Below are 18,057 nucleotides of genomic sequence, written 5' to 3'. Positions count from 1 at the left end.
ATGGCTGAATTTCGATCAGGCGGCAATCGTTTCCAGTTCGCGAAGCGCGTCTTCCGGAAGTTCGACAGCCTCCGCAGCGAGATTCTCTCTCAGATGCGCCCTTGAGGAGGTGCCGGGGATCAGCAGAATGTTCGGCGAACGCTGCAGCAGCCAGGCAAGCGCGACCTGCATCGGGGTTGCGCCGAGACGCGATGCCACGGTCGATAGGCTGGAGGACTGGAGCGGCGAAAAGCCGCCAAGCGGGAAGAAGGGCACATAGGCGATGCCTTCGCCCGCGAGCCTGTCGATCATCGCATCATCCTGCCGGTGTGCCAGGTTATACTGGTTCTGCACACAGCCGATCTGCGTGATCCGCCCCCCGTCCTCGATCTGTTTTGCCGTCACGTTCGACAGGCCGATATGGCGGATCAAGCCTTGCCGCTGCAAGTCCGCAAGAACCTCGAGCGGCGCATCCAGCGACCCTTCTGCCGGTCCATGGACATCGAACATCGCCCGCAGATTGACCAGGTGCAGAACGTCGAGCCCTAGGTTCTTCAGATTGTCATGCACCGCCTGCGTCAGTTCCTCGCGCGAAAACGCGGGGATCCAGGATGCATCCGAACCGCGTCGTGCGCCGACCTTGGTCACGATCACGAGGTCATCGCTGTAAGGATGCAGAGCTTCGCGGATGATCTGATTTGTGACATGCGGTCCATAGAAATCGCTGGTATCGATATGGTTTACGCCGCTTTCAACAGCTTCGCGCAGCACGGCCACGGCTTCCTCACGATCGCGCGGAGGACCGAAGACGCCCTTCCCTGCAAGCTGCATTGCGCCGTAACCCAAACGCTTTACGGAACGGTCACCGAGAGTGAAGGTGCCGGATTTTCCAACCATAGTCATGTTTCGATCTCCTGTTTCGACCGAGAAATTAGGCGCCTGGCATAGATGCCACAATCCGGCTATATCTGGACAAGCTGTCCGGCATCCCGGACAATGCGGGTGGAGATCGCGGCGACATGATGCGGGAGATCGGGGATGTGGAAGCCTTCATGCTGGTGGCGCGGGCGGGCGGTTTTCGCCAGGCATCCCGTGGAGCGGGGATAAGCTCGTCGTCCCTGAGCGATGCCGTCAAGCGCCTCGAAGCCGAACTTGGCGTGCGACTGCTCAACCGCACGACGCGCAGCGTCCTGCCGACGGAGGCCGGCCGGGCGCTGATGGAGCGTCTTGGCCCCGCTCTTTCGGAAATCGCATCGGCGCTGAATCAGGCCTCCAGCCACAGCAACCGACCTGCCGGCGCGCTGAAGCTCAATGTTCCGGCGAGCGCGGCCCGGCTCGTTCTGCCACGGATCGTTCCGCAGTTCCTCGCGGCCTATCCTGAGGTGCGGCTCGAGATCGCAACCGATGAGAATTTCGTCGACATCGTCCAGGGCGGGTATGATGCCGGCATCCGCTACGACGAACGTCTGGAGCAGGATATGATCGCGGTCCCGATCGGACCGCGCCAGCAGCGCTTCGCGCTCGCCGCCTCGCCCGCCTATCTTGCGGCGCGGGGAATGCCGCTTACGCCGCAAGATCTTCTGTCGCACAATTGCATACGCGGACGCTTTATCGGCCGGGCTCTCCCGGCATGGGAGTTCGAGCGAGACGGGCAGGTGTCGCTGATCGAAGCCTCGGGCAATCTGGTCGTACAGTCCGGAGGCGCGACCGATCTCGGCATCGAGGCTGCGAAAGCGGGCCTTGGCCTTATGTATCTGTTCGAAGACTGGCTGAGGCCTGATTTCGACAGCGGCGCGCTTGTGCCGGTCATGGAAGACTGGTGGCTGAGTTTTCCCGGACCCTTCCTCTATTATCCCGGCAGACGACTGGTGCCGTCGCCTCTGCGCGCCTTCATCGATTTCATCAAGGCCATGCCGCGGTGAGGCGATAGAGAGCAGGCATCCGCCATTCCCTCAGTCTGTCTGGAAGATTTCGGCAAGCCAGTCGACAAACACCCGCAGGCGGGACGACAGGTGCCGGCTTTGCGGATACAGGACCGAGACCGGCATGGTCGGCGGTGGAAAATCCTCCAGCACAGGCGTCAGCTCGCCGGCCGCGATCTGCTGCATCACCCGGTAGCGCGGGACCTGGATGAGGCCGAGACCCGCAGCGCCGGCCGCGGTGTAGATTTCCGCACCGCGAACGACGACATCGAAGGGAAGGGCAACCTCGATATCCTCCTCGCCGCGCCGAAACTCGAGAGGATATGGTTGCCCTGTGGCAGACGCCGCGTAGGCAACCATACGGTGACCGTCCAGATCCTCAGGCGTTTTCGGCATGCCGAAGCGCCGGAGATAGTCAGGGCTGGCGAGGGTCACCTGATCGAAGGCGACGATGCGGCGTCCGACGAGCGAGGAATCCGCCAGGTCACCGGCGCGCACGACGCAGTCCACACCCTCCGTAACCAGATCAACCATCCTGTCACCTTCGCTGAGGTTCAGGCTGATGCCCGGATATCGTGCAATGAATTTCGGCAATTCCGGCATGACGAAGAAGCGCGCGATCGTGCCCTGAACGTCAACCCGCAGAGGTCCGCGCGGCTCCGCCTGCCGAAAGGCACCCTCCATATCGTCCAGATCCGCCAGAAGCCTGACGCAGCGATCGTAGTAATGCGATCCATCCAGCGTCGGCCGCACCGAGCGGGTGGTGCGATCGAGCAGGCGCGCACCCAGCTCCGCCTCAAGCCGCTGGATGGCATGAGTCACCGTCGGGCGGGGGATCTGCAAATCGCGGCCGGCCTGCGCGAAGCTGCGTCTTTCGACAATCCGGACGAAAAGCTTCATGATGTCGAGGCGGTCCATGGTCAGCCCTTGTCCATTGTTTCACCGAACGAAATAGTGATGTTGCCCGGACCCTTCTACTCCACATCGATGAAATAGTTACTTCTGGCACTGGCAACACACAAACAGGAGTCGTCCTCATGCCATTCGCCAATTTCAAAGTTCCGGAAGCCGCTTTGACCCGCGCCCAGAAGGAAGAGATCGTCCACCGCACCACCGCAATGCTGGTCGAATATTTTTCCGAAGCAGCGCGTCCCCATACGATGGTCCTGATCGAGGAGGTCAAGGATGGTGGCTATGCCCGCGCCGACGAGGTCTTCGTCATTCCCGAGAATTATCGGGCAACGTCCTGACGCGAGCGATGCCGCTCACGGGCCGATGATCCAACGACTGGATCCACTCAAAAGCCACGCAGATGAAGGGTCAGCCACTCGCAAAGGCTGACCGAACCTGTGCGCTGACAACAAGGAGATGCACATGACCACCTCAACCACGAAAGTCGCGATCGTCACCGGGTCGTCGCGCGGCATCGGCGCGGCGATTGCCAGGCGGCTGGCCGCCGACGGCTTGTCCGTCATCGTCAACTATGCGGGCAGCGCCGACGCTGCCGCGAACCTCGTCGAAGAGATCAAGGGCGCAGGCGGCGAGGCCATCGCGGCCCAGGCCGACGTCAGCGATCCCGCCGCGGTGCGGGCCTTGTTCAGCGAGGCCGAGGCGACCTATGGCGGCGTCGACATTTTGGTGAACAATGCCGGGATCATGAAGCTCGCACCGATCGCCAAATTCGACGATGCGGATTTCGACCGGACCGTTGCGATCAATCTGAAGGGCACGTTCAACGGCTTGCGGGAAGCTTCCACTCGCCTGCGCGAAGGAGGCCGGATCATCAACTTTTCCACCAGCGTTGTCGGTCTGTATCAACCGAATTACGCCGTCTACGCAGCAACCAAAGCCGGCGTCGAAGCGATGACCCATATTCTGGCAAAGGAGCTCGGGCCGCGGCGTATCACGGTCAATGCCGTCGCACCCGGTCCCGTTGCGACTGAACTCTTCCTCGACGGCAAGGATGAGGCAACGCTCGAGCGGATCAGGCACATGAACCCGCTTGGCCGTCTGGGCGAAGTCGCCGACATCGCCAATGTCGTGTCGCTTCTGACGCGCGACGACAGTGCCTGGATCAACGGCCAGATCATTCGCGTCAATGGCGGCATGGTCTGAGAGCACGGTGAGCGCCCTGGTCTTGTGACACCGAAGGGTGAGTGATCGCGCAAAAGAGCCGAGCGAGCGGCAGCGGAATTGCCTTCTGCCGCTCACGCCGCGCCGGAGGATCCCCGGCGAGGCCGAATAAATGTGAGCATCCGTCAATATTTTAGCAATCGGTAACTCTGTCGGCGCAAAATCCGCAGTTGCAGGTCGACAATCCGTTGTTGAGTAACCGCCGCCGGTTATGTTCCTGCCCATCCAGAATGCGGAAGCTCGCAATGAACATGAACTCGCCCGATCGCAATCCCGTGCCGCCAAAGCCCCTGACGACGGCGGCCCCGGAAGAGATCCTTGATGCTCTGCCGCATCCCATCCTCATCGTCGATACGGATGGTCACGTGATCTTCACCAACAAGGCCGGCAGGACGATCCTTCAGGCGGCGATCGGGATCGAATTTTCGGAACTCTTTCCCGGCAGCCGGGCGCCGAGCGGTGAGAGCGAGTTTTCAGGCCAACGTATCCTGTCGGATGCCGGGGAGCCCTTCAGGGCCGCGGCTGTCTATCTCGCCAATGGCGATCTGCTGGTCGATCTCCGGCCGATTGCCGATGACCCGGACCCGGTCCTCCCGAAAGGTGTGGACGATCTGACCGGCCTTGCAACACGTCCCACGCTTCTCGCCCATCTTTCCGCAGCGCTGGAGGGCGGATCGAACCCCTCGTCGATCGCCATTCATTGCCTCGACCTCGACCGGTTCAAGATGGTCAATGATACGCTTGGTCATGCGGTGGGCGACATACTTCTGACGAAAGTCGCCGATCGCATCAGATCGGCCTGCCGCAAGGGCGATCTTGTCGCACGGCTCGGCGGAGATGAATTCGTCGTCCTGCAGCAGGACGTCGAAGGGGCGGCCGCCGCGGAGAAATTGGCGGCACGTTTGGTTGAACTGGTCGGCCGCACCTATATCATCAACGGCCATACCATCAATATCGGGGTCAGCCTGGGCGTTGCCTTCAGCAATGGTCTGATGCAGGCGAGAGATCTGCTGCGCAATGGCGATCTTGCGCTTTATGAGGCCAAGCGGGCCGGTCGCGGCCGGTATCGCGTGTTCGAGCCCGGCATGGATACGCTTCTGCTCGAGCGCCGCCAGATGGAGATCGATCTGCGCCGGGCACTGGCGTTGAAGCAGTTCAAGCTGAACTACCAGCCCTTTTTCGACGTGACCACCAATCGCATGGAGGGTTTCGAGGCGCTTCTGCGCTGGGAGCATCCGGTGAAGGGCAATGTCCCGCCGCTGTCCTTCATTTCGCTTGCCGAAGAAAACGGGCTGATCGTCAAGATCGGCGAATGGGTCTTGCGGACGGCCTGCCAGGAAGCGGCATCGTGGCCGGGAGACATGGTCGTGGCCGTCAATGTTTCGCCGCTGCAGTTCAAGGCCGATAACCTGCTGGAAACCGTGTCCGAGGCTCTGAGACGCTCCGGCTTGCCGGCCCAGCGGCTCGAACTCGAAATCACCGAAGGAGCTCTCCTCGACGAGACGGAGACCGTTATCCAGACCCTGAACTGCCTGCGCGAGCTGGGCGTGAGGATCTCGATGGATGATTTCGGCACCGGCTACTCCTCGCTGAGCTATCTGCAGAAGTTTCCGTTCAACAAGATCAAGATCGACCGCTCCTTTGTCGCCAGCAACGATTCCGACAGCGAGGCCATTCTTCGCTCGATCGCGACCCTTGGCACGAGCCTCGGAATGGCGATTACCGCCGAGGGCGTGGAGACGGCCGAACAATTGGAACGTGTCCGCGGCGAACGCTGCACACATGTTCAAGGCTATCTGACCGGCAGGCCCATGCCGGCGGACCATATCAGCGCATTTTTGGCAGAAGCCCAACAGGAGCAATGACGACGACGATGACCGACGCGATCCACCGCCTTGTCTATTACAGCCGCAACCAATCGGCTGACGACCTCCGCCCCATGACCGAGAATATCGACCAGATCCTCGCTGTCAGCCGATCCAACAATGAAAGAGACGAAATCACCGGAGCACTGCTGTTCAATTCCGGATGTTTCGCACAGGTGCTGGAAGGGCCGCTCAACAAGCTCGAAGCGGCATTCGAGCGCATCCAGCAGGACGAGCGCCACAGCGACGTCTCCCTGCTTGCGCTCGATCCGATCGCAAAGCGCTGTTTCCCCAACTGGGCCATGGGCTTTGTCGGCACGGCGCCCGGTGATGCGGAACGGTTTGCCGAGATAGGCCAGGCCAGCGGATTCGATCCGTCGCGGCTCGATGGCGATCAGCTTCACGCGCTCCTGCGTGATCTTGCCATGGAAGAAGAACAGGCCGCCTAACGCCAACCGGCGGGATGCGCCCGCGCAATCCCGCGCCGTCCGTTCACTATGAGAGACGGCATAGCGCGCCGGCCGCACAGGCCTTGCCGACGTGGATTGCGGGCGCTTGGGCGCGGCGATCCATGTCGGATGGCTCTCGGGTCAAAACGCGTCAAGACGTATCCGCCCGGCACCATCGGGGTCCGGCACGCATGCTGCGGATCCGCAATCTCCCTCATCACTGTCCACCCAGGCGCTCACACGAGCATCTCCATAAAATCTCGTCGATTGCCGATCGTCGAGCATTGACAGTCGCGTCTTGCCGAGTACTCTATAGTTAGAAACTACAATACATAACTATGGAACAATTAACCGGGAGACCTCATCATGCGCATGAAACTTGCCTTCCTTGCCGCCACCGTGCTGATCGCAGCGCCTAGCCTCGTCCTTGCTGCCGAGCGTGGTGGCGTGGTGAATGTCGCGACGATCGGCGAACCGCCGACGCTCGATCCCATGGCATCGACGGCCGATCTCGTCGGCATCGTCACGCAGCATATCTTCGAGACGCTCTACACCTTCGACAAGAGCTGGAAGGTAACGCCGCTTCTGGCCGAGAGCCTCCCGGAGGTCAGCGGCGATGGGAAAACCTATACGATCAAGCTGCGCAGCGACATTACCTTCCATGATGGATCGGCCATGAATGCGGAGGATGTTGTCGCCTCGCTCGAGCGCTGGATGAAGATCGCCTCGCGCGGCAAGCAGGCGGCATCCTTCATCGAAAAGATTACCGCCGCCGATCCGCAAACGGTGACCATCGCCCTGAAACAGCCTTACGCACCGCTGCTGTCGCTCCTTGCTTTCAACAATTCGGCCGCCGTCATCCTGCCGTCGGAAAATCAGGCCGATACGCTGAGCAATGTCGTAGGCACCGGCCCCTACATGCTGAAGGAGCGCAAGCCGGACCAATATATCCAGCTGGTGCGCTTTGACGGCTACAAGTCCCGCTCGGGCGAGGCCGATGGCTATGGTGGCGCGCGCCACCAATATCTCGACGAGATCCGTTTCGTGCCCGTTCCCGATCCCAATACGCGGGTCGAGGCAGCGATTTCCGGCCAGTATGCCTATGTCGATTCGATCCCCGTCGAGGCTTATGACCGGGTCAAATCCTCCAGCGCCTCGCAGCCGATCATGCTGAAGCCCTTCGGCTTTCCCGTCTTCGTCTTCAACACCAAGGAAGGCCTTTCCTCGGATCTTGCGGTGCGCAAGGCTGTCGAAAAGGCGCTGAACACAGAGGATATGCTGGCCGCCGCCTTCGGCGCCAAGGAGTTCTACGCGGCAGACGGCGCCTTCTATCCCGACACTTATGCCTGGCACACCGAGATCGGCACCGAAGGCAATTACAACCTTGGCGATCCGGAAGGCGCAGCCGAGGATCTGAAGGCCACCGGTTACGACGGCAAGCCGCTGCGGATCCTCACCAGCCGCCAGTACGAATTCCACTACAAGATGGCGCAGGTGGCGGCCGAATATCTGAAGCTTGCCGGCTTCACGGTCGACCTCCAGGTTGTGGATTGGGCGACGCTGACGCAACGTCGCGCCGATCCGAAGCTCTGGGACATCTACATTTCCCACAGCCCCTTCCTGCCGGAGCCGGCCCTGATGGGCGCGCTGTCGACGAGCTCGCCGGGTTGGTGGGACACGCCGGCACGCAAGGCAGCCGTGGATGCCTTTACCTCGGAAGCCGATCCGGACAAGCGGATCGCCCTCTGGCAGACCGTCCAGAAGACCATGTATGATGAGCTGCCGCTTCTGAAGATCGGCAATTTCAACGCCGTGGCCGCCATCTCCACCAAGCTGGACGGCGTCGAGCCCGCCCCGTGGCCCTATTTCTGGAACGCCTCCCTGAATCCCTGACCTGAGCTTGCGGATGCGGGCGCCTTTGCCCGCATCCGTTCCTCACTTTTCGCGCGAGGCACCGGAAGCGAGCCGCATGATCAGCTATATTCTCAAACGTTTGGCCGGCATGATTGTCGTCATGTTCCTGGTCGTGACGATCGTGTTCATCATCGTGCGCGTCACGCCGGGTGACCCGGCGGCCGTGATGCTTGGCCCGGATGCAACCCCGCAGGACATCGTCGCGCTGCGTGCCCGTCTTGGCCTCGATCAGTCGATCCCGGTCCAGTATGCCTATTACATCGGCCAGCTGCTGCAGGGCGATCTCGGCCAGTCGATCTTTCTCAACATTCCGGTCGGCCAGGCCCTGGTGGAGCGAGCGGAGCCCACCTTCTTCCTGACCGTCTTCTCGCTGCTCATCGCCGCGGTGATCGCACTTCCGATCGGCATCTATGCCGCCTATCGCCGAGGCTCGCTGATCGACCAGGCGTCCACGACGCTCGCTATGCTGGCCGCCAGCATCCCCAGTTTCTGGCTCGGCCTCATTCTGATGCAGATCTTCGCGGTGCGGCTTGGGCTTTTTCCGGTCTCGGGCTATGGCGGGCCGGGCGCAAGCTTCCTCGACCGCATGTATCACCTGACACTGCCGGCCATAGCGCTCGGCCTGGTTTCCTCGGCACTCATCCTGCGTTTCACCCGCGCCTCCATGCTGGACGTGTTCAGCGACGACTACATCCGCACCGCCCGCGCCAAGGGCCTTTTCGAGCGGCGTGTCGTGCTGAAGCACGCGCTGAAGAATGCGCTGATCCCGATCCTGACCGTGCTTGGCCTGACGGCGGCGGTCCTCATCGCCGGCGCCGTCGTCACCGAGACGGTCTTCGGCCTGCCGGGGATCGGCAGTCTGGTGGTGTCGGCGGTGCTGCGGCGCGATTATCCCGTCATCCAGGGCGCACTCCTGGTCATTGCCGGGCTCTACGTCCTCATCAATTTCCTGATCGACATGCTTTATCTGCTCATTGACCCGAGGGTGCGATACTGATGGCCGAGATTACCACGACATCCGGACAGGCCGCCGCACCAAGGGCCCTGTTCCTGCGCCGCTTTCTCAAGCGCAAGACCGTCGCGATCGGTTTGATCGTGCTGGCGATCTTCGTCCTGCTTGCGGTTCTGGCACCCTGGATCGCCCCCTATTCGCCCTCCAAGCTGTCGATCGTCAACCGCTTGAAGCCGCCCGGTTCGGTCTACTGGTTCGGCACGGATGAATTCGGCAGAGACATCTTTTCGCGGACCATCTATGCCGGTCGCCTGTCGCTCTTCGTCGGCGCCTCCGTCGTCTGCCTTTCGGCGGTGATCGGTGTCGCGCTTGGCCTGCTCGCCGGCTTCTTCAAGCGGCTGGACACGCCGATCGCGCGCTTGATCGATGCGATGATGGCCTTTCCGGACATCCTGCTTGCCATTGCGCTCGTCGCCGCGCTTGGCCCCTCGCTCGCCACCGTGATCGTTGCCCTCTCCGTCGTCTATGCACCGCGCCTTGCCCGCATCGTGCGCGCCTCGACACTGGTGATCCGCGAACTGCCCTATGTCGAAGCCGCGCGAGCCTTGGGCATCTCCACCTGGCACATCATGACGCGGCACGTGCTGCGCAATCTGGCCTCGCCCATTCTTGTGCAGGGCACCTTCCTCTTCGCCAGCGCCATGCTGGCGGAAGCAGGCCTCTCCTTCCTGGGGCTCGGCGTCAGCCCCGAAATTCCCACCTGGGGCACGATGATTGCCGCCGGCCGCCAATATGTCGGCCAGGCGGACTGGATGACCTATTTCCCGGGCTTCGCCATCGTTCTCTCGGTCCTCTCCCTCCAGATGGTGGGCGACGGACTGCGTGACATGCTCGATCCCCGCCTTCGAAAGGACCTCTGACATGGCCGGCACTGCATCGGGCAGACCGCTCCTCCTCAAGAATATCAGGCCGATGGCTTTCGGTGCGTCCGAAGCGGCCAAGGCGACAGACATACTCGTGGGCGGCGACGGTCTGATCGTCGCGATCGGCGAGAACCTGCAGCCGCCGCAGGATTGTACCGCGATCGAAGGCGGGGGCGCCTATGTCTCGCCCGGCTGGGTCGACCTGCATGTTCACATCTGGCACGGCGGCACCGACATCTCCATCCGCCCCTCCGAATGCGGGGCGGAACGCGGCGTCACCACCCTTGTCGATGCAGGATCGGCGGGCGAGGCCAATTTCCATGGCTTTCGGGAATACATCATCGAGCCCTCGCGCGAACGCATCAAGGCCTTCCTGAACCTCGGCTCGATCGGCCTCGTTGCCTGCAACCGCGTGCCGGAACTGCGCGACATCAAGGACATCAATCTCGATCGCATCCTGGAATGCTATGCGGAGAACAGCGAGCATATTGTCGGCCTGAAGGTCAGAGCCAGCCATGTCATCACCGGCTCCTGGGGCGTGACCCCGGTCAAGCTCGGCAAGAAGATCGCCAAGATCCTCAAGATCCCGATGATGGTGCATGTCGGCGAGCCCCCGGCGCTTTACGACGAGGTACTTGAGATCCTGGGGCCCGGCGACGTGGTGACGCACTGCTTCAACGGCAAGGCTGGGTCCTCCATCCTGGAAGACGAGGATCTGTTCGCTCTGGCCGAGCGCTGCGCCTCCGAAGGCATCCGCCTCGACATCGGCCATGGCGGCGCCTCCTTCTCCTTCAAGGTGGCGGAAGCGGCGATCAATCGCGGCCTCCTGCCCTTCTCGATCTCGACAGACCTGCACGGCCATTCCATGAACTTCCCAGTCTGGGATCTGGCAACCACGATGTCGAAGCTGCTCAGCGTCGGAATGCCCTTCGAGAAGGTAGTGGAGGCCGTGACTCATGCGCCGGCCTCGGTCATCAAATTGTCGATGGAAAACCGGTTGAGCGTCGGTGCGCGTGCCGACTTCACGATTTTCGATCTTGTCGATGCCGATCTCGAAGCGACCGACAGCAATGGGGACGTTTCCCGCCTCAACCGTCTGTTCGAGCCGCGCTATGCGATCATTGGCGCCGAAGCCATTGCCGCCTCACGCTACATTCCACGTGCCCGCAAGCTGGTTCGCCACAGCCATGGCTATTCGTGGCGCTAAGCGCGCGCATCTGCATCAAGGAGCTAATTTGACCCATCCCCGAATTTCCAGCGCCGATCCGCAGCAAAGCGCCTATGACCGGCTGGCCCAACTCGGCATCAGCCTGCCGCCCCCACCGCCGCCGATCGCCAACTTCGTCACGCATGTGGTGGAGGGCAAGATGCTCTACCTGTCCGGCCAGGGCCCCCTGGACGAGAATGGCACATTGCATGCCGGCAAGGTCGGGGCGGATGTCAGCGTCGATGAGGCCTATGGCCATGCCCGCCTCGTGGGCATCAATCTGATTGCGGTGATGCAGGATGCGCTGGGCGATCTGTCCCGCGTCAAGCAGATCGTCAAGCTGCTCGGCATGGTCAATGCCGTGCCGGATTTTCTCGATCACCCCAAGGTCATCAACGGCTGTTCAGACCTCTTTCTCGACGTCTTCGGGGCAGCAGGCCGGCACGCGCGATCGGCGGTCGGCTTCGGCTCGCTGCCCGGCAATATCACGGTCGAGATCGAAGCCATCGTGGCGCTGAGGGATTAGGCGGTGTCAATGGTTGCGCCAGCCCATCATCTTCTCGATCTTCGCCGCCGAGGCCATGACGCTTCCGGCGTAAAGACTGTCATTGCCCTTCACCTTCTGCTCGGGCAGCACGATCGAAATCGTGGCGGCGCAACTGCCGGCATCGTCGACAATCGGGGCAGCGATACAGGCCACGGCATAATCGGATTCGGCAACCTGCACGGAAAGCCGCTGCTCGAACGCCTTTCCGGCGGCGTCGCAAAGGCTCGCAGCATCCACTTCGGCGCGGCCGGTGGGCGAAATGCGGGCACAGCGGCGAAAGAGTTCGCGCCGCTCTTCTGGTGGCATGTGGCCGACAAGCAGACGTCCGGACGCCGTCCAGTTCAACGGCACGCGCGTTCCAACGCGCGACGCGAACTGAAAATGGCTCGGCCCGTCCGCCATTGCCAGGACCAGCATGTGATCACCATCGCGTCCGCACAGCTGCACCGTCTCGCCGACCTGCCGGCACAGATCGTGCATCTCATGCGTCGCAACGCTCATGAAATCCAGCGACCGGGCATAGGCGAGGCCGTAATGATAGAGGCGCGGACCAAGCCAGACCGAATTGTCGGCACTGCGGGTGAGCATCTGTTTTTCCACCAGATCCTCGATGATCACATAGACGGTGGACAGCGGTGCGCCGATCGCTTTGGCAATCGCATAGGCGCCGGCCGGCGCGCCCGTTTCATACAGATGATCGATGACCTGCAGCGCCCGATCAATGCCGCTGACGCGGCTTCGCCGCGCGGTCTTTTCGCCCTCCGTCGGCACGGCCGTATCGGGGACGGAATGTTTGCTGGTTGCTTGCGATGACACGACGGTGCTCCTCGGAGGATTCGTGGAGCTATTATATTATTATGGCATAGCTGTCGATAGCGACCCGCATGCCGCCAGATCAGGAGTATCACGACCATGTCCAACGACCCACGCACCAGGCTCGGCCTCCGGCCGGTCATCAACGTATCCGGCACCATGACGAGCCTCGGCGCCTCCATCGTCGTGCCGGAGGCGGTGGCCGCCATGACGGAAATCCTGCCGCACTTTGTCGAGATCAACGACCTGCAGCGCAAGGCAAGCACAGTGATCGCGCGGCTGACGGGGGGCGAAGCGGGCTTCGTGACCGCGTCCTGCGCCGCCGGCATCAGCCTTGCCGTCGCCGGCGCCATTACCGGGCCGGACCTGCTCGCCATCGAACGTCTGCCGGATGTCGCGCCGGCCAGAAACGAGGTCCTGGTGCAGATGGGCCATGTCGTGAGCTATGGCGCTCCCGTCGATCAATCGATCCGGCTGGCGGGCGGCAAGGTGGTGATGATCGGCCAGGCAACCTCGACGCACCGCTATCACATGGAGAACGCGATCAACGAACGCACGGCCGCAGCCGTCTATGTCGTCTCCCATCATGTCGTCGATTACGGGCTGCTGCATCTCTCCGAGTTTATCGAGATCGCCCATGCTCGCGGCGTTCCGGTCATTGTCGATGCCGCTTCCGAATACGATCTCAAGACCTTCCTGGCGGCCGGCGCGGACACAGCGCTCTATTCGGGCCATAAATTCCTCGGTGGGCCAACCACCGGCATCGTTGCCGGCCGCAAGGAAATGGTGCGCAACACCTTTCTGCAGAACATGGGCATCGGCCGCGGCATGAAGGTCGGCAAAGAGAGCATTTTCGGCGTCATGGCAGCCCTGGAGGCCTGGGAGAATCGGGATCATGAAGGGATCCGCGCGCGTGAAAGCGGCTATCTGAGCCTGTGGCGCGAGGCCCTGAAGGATCGCGCCGGCGTAACCGCGCTGATCGAGCCCGACCCGACGCAGAACCCGCTGGATCGTCTGCGGGTGATCGTCGATCCGCGCGAGGCCCATATCACCGCCTGGGATCTGGCCGCCGCCCTTCGCGCCGGCAGCCCGCCGATCATCGTCCGCGACCATGAGGCGGAACATAACTACTTCTATCTCGACCCGTGCAACCTGCATCCGGGTGAAGAGGTCGTCGTGGCCGAGCGGCTGACCGCGGAGCTGGACAAGGCCCGGGCTTCCAACGAGATCATCGCGACGCCGATCGAAAATCTCAGCCGTCACCGCTTCGACGGCATGCTGCGCTGGCCCGACTGAACGGGGATCGAGAGCCAAGCCTCCAGGAAAGCCAAGGGACGAAGGACCATGCGAGACATGACGAACACGCAGCAGCACGGCGCGCCAGGCGATCGACCGGCCATCCTCGAGGTGGACGGCCTGACGACCGCCTTTATGGTGGATGGCGCCTGGCGCCCGGTCGTGCGGGACGTTTCCTTCACGGTGTCGGCCGGCGAGACGGTGGCGATCGTCGGCGAAAGCGGCTCCGGCAAGAGCGTCACCTCCCTGTCGATCATGCGTCTCCTGGACCCGGCGACCAGCCGAATCAGCGGCCGGGTGCGGCTTTCCGGCCGCGAACTCCTGTCGCTGCCGGAACAGGAGATGCGCAAGGTGCGCGGCAACGAGATCTCCATGATCTTCCAGGAGCCGATGACCTCGCTGAACCCGCTCTTCACGATCGGCGACCAGATCTCGGAGGCGCTTCTCTGCCATCGCGATATTTCCTTCGGCGAGGCCCGCGCGGAGACCATCCGGCTTCTGGAAAAGGTGCGCATTCCCTCCGCCGCCTCCCGCTTCGACGAATATCCGCACCGCTTCTCCGGCGGCATGCGCCAGCGGGTGATGATCGCCATGGCGCTGGCCTCCAAGCCGAAACTGCTGATTGCGGACGAGCCGACGACGGCGCTCGATGTCACGATCCAGGGCCAGATCCTGGATCTGATCAAGGAACTTCAGGAGGAGGATGGCATGTCTGTCCTCTTCATCACCCACGATATGGGTGTGGTCGCCGAGATCGCCGATCGGACAGTGGTCATGTATCGCGGCGAACAGGTGGAGACCGGAGCCACCGCCGATATTTTCCATCGTGGGCAGCATCCCTATACTCGCGCGCTGCTCGCCGCCGTTCCGGTGCTCGGCTCGATGCGCGGCCACGAAAGACCGCTGCGCTTCCCGGTCGTCGATCCTTCGACCGGCATGGCGATGGAGGCCACGGAGGTCAAGGACACTGTCGATGCCACACGTCCGGTCCTGTCGGTCAAGGGGCTGACCAAGCGCTTCGATATTCATGCAGGACCTCTGGGCCGGCTGGTCGGTCGCGTGCATGCGGTCGAAAACGTCTCCTTCGACCTGATGGCCGGAGAAACGCTGTCGCTGGTCGGCGAATCCGGCTGCGGCAAGTCGACCACCGGTCGAGCGATCATGCGTCTGATCGAGCCCGATGCGGGTTCCGTCATGGTGGATGGCCGCGACATGCTGACCCTTGGCCCGCGCGACATCCGCCAGATGCGCAAATCCGTGCAGATGATTTTCCAGGATCCCTTCGCTTCGCTCAATCCCCGCATGACCGTCGGCCAGGCGATCGCCGAACCCTATCTGGAACACCGGATGGGCACGGCAAAAGAGGCGCAGGACGTCGTCGCGGATCTGCTGTTCAAGGTTGGCCTTTCCGCCGACATGGCAAAGCGCTATCCGCACGAGTTTTCCGGCGGACAGAGGCAGCGCATCTGCATTGCCCGGGCTCTTGCCTTGCGTCCCCGCGTCATCGTGGCGGACGAAAGCGTCTCAGCGCTCGATGTGTCGATCAAGGCCCAGGTGATCAACCTGATGCTCGACCTGCAGGAGGAGCTCGAACTCGCTTTCCTGTTCGTCAGCCATGACATGTCTGTCGTCGAGCGCGCCAGTCACCGGGTCGCTGTGATGTATCTGGGCGAGATTGTCGAGATCGGTCCAAGGGCAGCCGTCTTCAGCAATCCGCAGCACGCTTATACGCGAAAGCTGCTCGATGCCGTTCCCGTGCCGGATCCCTCCCGGCGCAGGCAAAGGCGCGACATGATCGTGGATGAACTGAAGAGCCCGATCCGCTCGCCGGAAACCGTCTTGCCGACCCGCAGCTACCGCGCCGTCTCCGAGGGTCACCTCGTCATGTCCGAGTAAGCGCACACCCAGCCGGGCCGCAAGCAGGCGGCAAGCCCGCTCTCTCGGCCTTGCCATTATCGATCGCCATCGGCATCCTTGGGCAGGACCAGTGGCACGGCTGCAAGGATGATCAGCACCACCACGGTCGACAGAATGGCCGTCGCCTCCAGGCCCAGGCCGGCAATGATGCCAATCCCGGCGGTTGCCCAGATATTGGCAGCCGTTGTCAGGCCTTCGACCTGTTGGCGCGTCGAGCGGACCATGATAGCGCCCGCCCCCAAAAAGCCGATCCCCTGGATAATGCCCTGCAGGACGCGTGAGAGGTCGCCGACCTCCATGCCGCTCTGAAGCGGCGCGATGACGAACAGGGCCGCGCCCACGGCGACCAGCATATGGGTTCGCACGCCCGCGCTTCGCCCCTTGCGCTCCCGCTCATATCCGAGAATGCCGCCGAGTGCCGCCGCAATCGTCAGCCGCACGGTAATCAGCGTGATGGTCGACAGATCGGGTATGTCGGAAAATTCCTTCACAAGGGTCGACCACATTTCCTCTGCCACGGAGATTTCCTCGTTTCAGCTGCGAATACACGTGCCTACTGGATGCCACACAAAGCCCGCGACGACAAATACGGTTTCATGGGCGGCATCCTCTGTCCACGCCGCCGTCTGCAAAACATCGGCCGCCCAGCTTCGTCCCCGGCGATGCCGGGCGACCGGCCTGGCGGACGGGTGAGCCAGCCACAGGACGCTTTTCATCGATGGATCATGATTCTCATGAGGGCGCGGAAACCTTTTGCCCTGCCCGCACTTCTCGCAGGGTCAGACCGCTCGTCCGCCTCTGTGCGAGCATCGGCATTCCGGAAGGACAGGAAGATGACCCTTTCGTCGGCGATGGCCAGTGTTGAACGATGGCTCGAGACCTTCGTCCTGAATGGCTGGGTTCTGATCCAGCTGGGCCTGATCATCGTCCTCTATGGCATAGCCTTGTTTGCCGCGGCGCGAACGGAGCCGGCCTTCGAGGCGCGCGCCCGGCGCATCAAAGGCAATCCCGACCTGCTGCGTGTGATCATCGCCTTCATGCGGCGCCTGAAATGGCTCTATCTCACGGTTCTGCTCTGGCTCGCCAATCTTGGCCTGTCTCAATATCTTCCGTCTACGCACCGATGGCTGATGTCGATGGCGCTCACCCTGACGGCCGGTTGGTTCGTCATCTCCATCCTCACCAAGATCATCCGCAACTCCGCTCTGTCGCGTGCCGTTGCCTGGGTCAGCTGGAGCTATCTCGCGCTTCATGCGCTGCGGCTGGATGATCCGCTGCTTGCGGCGCTGGACGGCATGGCCGTCAATCTCGGCGCGGTCCGGGTTTCGCTGCTCCTGGTGCTGAAGGCCATCGTGCTCACGGCCTCGCTCATCTGGGTCGCAGTCCTGATCGGCAATGTCCTGTCGCACTGGGTGCAGAAATCGAATGATCTGTCGCCCTCCATCAAGGTTCTCATCAGCAAGTTCATCAAGATCGGCTTCATTGCCATTGCGGCCGCAGCCGCGCTGTCGGCGACCGGCATCGATCTGACGGCCTTGACGATCTTCTCCGGCGCGGTCGGCGTAGGCATCGGCTTCGGCCTGCAGAAGGTCGTTTCGAACTTCATCTCGGGGATCATCATCCTGCTCGACAAGTCGATCAAGCCGGGCGATACGATTACGCTCGGAGACACGTTCGGCTCCATCCGCGACCTTCGCTCCCGCTTCGTCTCCGTCATCACGCGGGACGGCAAGGAATTTCTGATCCCCAATGAGGATTTCATCTCGCAACAGGTGGTGAACTGGTCGTTCTCGAGCGACTATGTCAGGATCGACGTCGACTTCGGCACCTCTTACGACAGCGATCCGCACCAGGTGATCCGCATCGCCATCGAATCGGCATCATCCGTCGGCCGCGTCGCCAATGAGTTCAAGGCGCCCGTCTGCTGGCTGACCGCATTCGGATCATCCTCCCTGGATTTCCGTCTGCGGTTCTGGATATCCGATCCGGCGAACGGTCTCACCAATGTCCGGGGGCAGGTCCTGCTTGCGCTCTGGGATGCCTTCAAGACCGCTGGCATCTCGATCCCCCTGCCGCAGAGGGAAGTCAGCCTCAAAACGCCGACGGACGACTGGAGCCGGAGGCAGGACTAGTTTGACCA

At 62.2% G+C, this 18,057-nt stretch carries 17 protein-coding genes; 13 read left to right on the top strand and 4 right to left on the bottom strand.

All coding sequences use genetic code 11. From position 1 onward, the window contains the following. Positions 1–15: 15 nt before the first annotated feature. Positions 16–882, bottom strand: coding sequence for an aldo/keto reductase family oxidoreductase (locus tag QTJ18_RS03135; RefSeq protein WP_252752086.1), 867 nt, complete (start codon positions 880–882; stop codon positions 16–18). A 116-nt stretch (positions 883–998) separates the two neighbouring features. Between QTJ18_RS03135 and QTJ18_RS03130 the strand changes: the two genes are divergently transcribed. Beyond that, complete coding sequence (locus QTJ18_RS03130; RefSeq protein ID WP_252752087.1) at positions 999–1,901, top strand: LysR family transcriptional regulator; 903 nt, start codon at positions 999–1,001, stop codon at positions 1,899–1,901. Between the two features lie 30 nt (positions 1,902–1,931). Here QTJ18_RS03130 and QTJ18_RS03125 read toward each other — a convergent pair whose 3' ends face one another. After that, positions 1,932–2,819 carry a LysR family transcriptional regulator gene (locus tag QTJ18_RS03125; RefSeq protein WP_252752088.1) on the bottom strand — a complete coding sequence of 296 codons (888 nt, stop codon included), beginning with the start codon at positions 2,817–2,819 and terminating at the stop codon, positions 1,932–1,934. 119 nt (positions 2,820–2,938) lie between these two features. On the opposite strand from QTJ18_RS03125, the gene QTJ18_RS03120 reads away from it, so the two are divergent. The 9 genes from QTJ18_RS03120 (at position 2,939) to QTJ18_RS03080 (ending at position 11,870) form a co-directional block, all read left to right on the top strand. Next, a complete protein-coding gene (locus QTJ18_RS03120; RefSeq protein ID WP_252752089.1) occupies positions 2,939–3,151 on the top strand; it encodes a tautomerase family protein in 213 nt (70 codons plus the stop codon). 124 nt (positions 3,152–3,275) lie between these two features. Beyond that, on the top strand, positions 3,276–4,016 hold the full coding sequence (locus tag QTJ18_RS03115) for an SDR family oxidoreductase (RefSeq protein ID WP_252752090.1): 741 nt from the start codon (positions 3,276–3,278) through the stop codon (positions 4,014–4,016). A 263-nt stretch (positions 4,017–4,279) separates the two neighbouring features. Then, on the top strand, positions 4,280–5,899 hold the full coding sequence (locus tag QTJ18_RS03110; RefSeq protein ID WP_252752091.1) for a putative bifunctional diguanylate cyclase/phosphodiesterase: 1,620 nt from the start codon (positions 4,280–4,282) through the stop codon (positions 5,897–5,899). Next, complete coding sequence (locus tag QTJ18_RS03105; RefSeq protein ID WP_252752092.1) at positions 5,896–6,348, top strand: BLUF domain-containing protein; 453 nt, start codon at positions 5,896–5,898, stop codon at positions 6,346–6,348. Before QTJ18_RS03110 ends, QTJ18_RS03105 begins: the two co-directional genes overlap by 4 nt. Positions 6,349–6,714: 366 nt before the next feature. Further along, positions 6,715–8,241, top strand: coding sequence for an ABC transporter substrate-binding protein (locus QTJ18_RS03100; protein WP_252752093.1), 1,527 nt, complete (start codon positions 6,715–6,717; stop codon positions 8,239–8,241). 76 nt (positions 8,242–8,317) lie between these two features. After that, complete coding sequence (locus QTJ18_RS03095) at positions 8,318–9,259, top strand: ABC transporter permease (protein WP_252752094.1); 942 nt, start codon at positions 8,318–8,320, stop codon at positions 9,257–9,259. Continuing rightward, positions 9,259–10,134 (top strand): ABC transporter permease, encoded by an 876-nt coding sequence (locus QTJ18_RS03090; protein WP_252752095.1) that lies wholly within the window; start codon positions 9,259–9,261, stop codon positions 10,132–10,134. Before QTJ18_RS03095 ends, QTJ18_RS03090 begins: the two co-directional genes overlap by 1 nt. Before the next feature lies 1 nt (position 10,135). Continuing rightward, positions 10,136–11,344 (top strand): amidohydrolase/deacetylase family metallohydrolase, encoded by a 1,209-nt coding sequence (locus QTJ18_RS03085; RefSeq protein WP_252752096.1) that lies wholly within the window; start codon positions 10,136–10,138, stop codon positions 11,342–11,344. A gap of 28 nt (positions 11,345–11,372) precedes the next feature. Then, complete coding sequence (locus QTJ18_RS03080; RefSeq protein ID WP_301557759.1) at positions 11,373–11,870, top strand: RidA family protein; 498 nt, start codon at positions 11,373–11,375, stop codon at positions 11,868–11,870. 6 nt (positions 11,871–11,876) lie between these two features. On the opposite strand, the gene QTJ18_RS03075 is transcribed toward QTJ18_RS03080, so the two are convergent. Then, a complete protein-coding gene (locus QTJ18_RS03075) occupies positions 11,877–12,662 on the bottom strand; it encodes an IclR family transcriptional regulator (RefSeq protein ID WP_252752416.1) in 786 nt (261 codons plus the stop codon). Positions 12,663–12,803: 141 nt separating this feature from the next. Between QTJ18_RS03075 and QTJ18_RS03070 the strand changes: the two genes are divergently transcribed. Beyond that, complete coding sequence (locus tag QTJ18_RS03070; protein ID WP_252752098.1) at positions 12,804–14,000, top strand: aminotransferase class V-fold PLP-dependent enzyme; 1,197 nt, start codon at positions 12,804–12,806, stop codon at positions 13,998–14,000. A 57-nt stretch (positions 14,001–14,057) separates the two neighbouring features. Beyond that, positions 14,058–15,896, top strand: coding sequence for an ABC transporter ATP-binding protein (locus QTJ18_RS03065; RefSeq protein WP_252752099.1), 1,839 nt, complete (start codon positions 14,058–14,060; stop codon positions 15,894–15,896). A 56-nt stretch (positions 15,897–15,952) separates the two neighbouring features. On the opposite strand, the gene QTJ18_RS03060 is transcribed toward QTJ18_RS03065, so the two are convergent. Further along, positions 15,953–16,423, bottom strand: coding sequence for an MgtC/SapB family protein (locus tag QTJ18_RS03060; protein ID WP_289852022.1), 471 nt, complete (start codon positions 16,421–16,423; stop codon positions 15,953–15,955). A 327-nt stretch (positions 16,424–16,750) separates the two neighbouring features. On the opposite strand from QTJ18_RS03060, the gene QTJ18_RS03055 reads away from it, so the two are divergent. Continuing rightward, entirely contained in the window at positions 16,751–18,049 is a 1,299-nt protein-coding gene (locus QTJ18_RS03055; RefSeq protein ID WP_252752101.1) for a mechanosensitive ion channel family protein, read from the top strand. Positions 18,050–18,057: the final 8 nt, after the last annotated feature.

Origin of the sequence: Rhizobium sp. SSA_523, assembly GCF_030435705.1 — a bacterium.
GTDB lineage: Bacteria > Pseudomonadota > Alphaproteobacteria > Rhizobiales > Rhizobiaceae > Neorhizobium.
This window is presented reverse-complemented; position numbering and strand designations above follow the sequence as displayed.

Excerpts from the sequence above, each read along its gene's own strand:
- QTJ18_RS03135 (WP_252752086.1), bottom strand. The coding sequence starts at position 882 with ATGACTATGGTTGGAAAATCCGGCACCTTCACTCTCGGTGACCGTTCC.
- QTJ18_RS03130 (WP_252752087.1), top strand. The coding sequence starts at position 999 with ATGATGCGGGAGATCGGGGATGTGGAAGCCTTCATGCTGGTGGCGCGG.
- QTJ18_RS03125 (WP_252752088.1), bottom strand. The coding sequence starts at position 2,819 with ATGGACCGCCTCGACATCATGAAGCTTTTCGTCCGGATTGTCGAAAGA.
- QTJ18_RS03120 (WP_252752089.1), top strand. The coding sequence starts at position 2,939 with ATGCCATTCGCCAATTTCAAAGTTCCGGAAGCCGCTTTGACCCGCGCC.
- QTJ18_RS03115 (WP_252752090.1), top strand. The coding sequence starts at position 3,276 with ATGACCACCTCAACCACGAAAGTCGCGATCGTCACCGGGTCGTCGCGC.
- QTJ18_RS03110 (WP_252752091.1), top strand. The coding sequence starts at position 4,280 with ATGAACATGAACTCGCCCGATCGCAATCCCGTGCCGCCAAAGCCCCTG.
- QTJ18_RS03105 (WP_252752092.1), top strand. The coding sequence starts at position 5,896 with ATGACGACGACGATGACCGACGCGATCCACCGCCTTGTCTATTACAGC.
- QTJ18_RS03100 (WP_252752093.1), top strand. The coding sequence starts at position 6,715 with ATGCGCATGAAACTTGCCTTCCTTGCCGCCACCGTGCTGATCGCAGCG.
- QTJ18_RS03095 (WP_252752094.1), top strand. The coding sequence starts at position 8,318 with ATGATCAGCTATATTCTCAAACGTTTGGCCGGCATGATTGTCGTCATG.
- QTJ18_RS03090 (WP_252752095.1), top strand. The coding sequence starts at position 9,259 with ATGGCCGAGATTACCACGACATCCGGACAGGCCGCCGCACCAAGGGCC.
- QTJ18_RS03085 (WP_252752096.1), top strand. The coding sequence starts at position 10,136 with ATGGCCGGCACTGCATCGGGCAGACCGCTCCTCCTCAAGAATATCAGG.
- QTJ18_RS03070 (WP_252752098.1), top strand. The coding sequence starts at position 12,804 with ATGTCCAACGACCCACGCACCAGGCTCGGCCTCCGGCCGGTCATCAAC.
- QTJ18_RS03065 (WP_252752099.1), top strand. The coding sequence starts at position 14,058 with ATGACGAACACGCAGCAGCACGGCGCGCCAGGCGATCGACCGGCCATC.
- QTJ18_RS03060 (WP_289852022.1), bottom strand. The coding sequence starts at position 16,423 with ATGTGGTCGACCCTTGTGAAGGAATTTTCCGACATACCCGATCTGTCG.
- QTJ18_RS03055 (WP_252752101.1), top strand. The coding sequence starts at position 16,751 with ATGACCCTTTCGTCGGCGATGGCCAGTGTTGAACGATGGCTCGAGACC.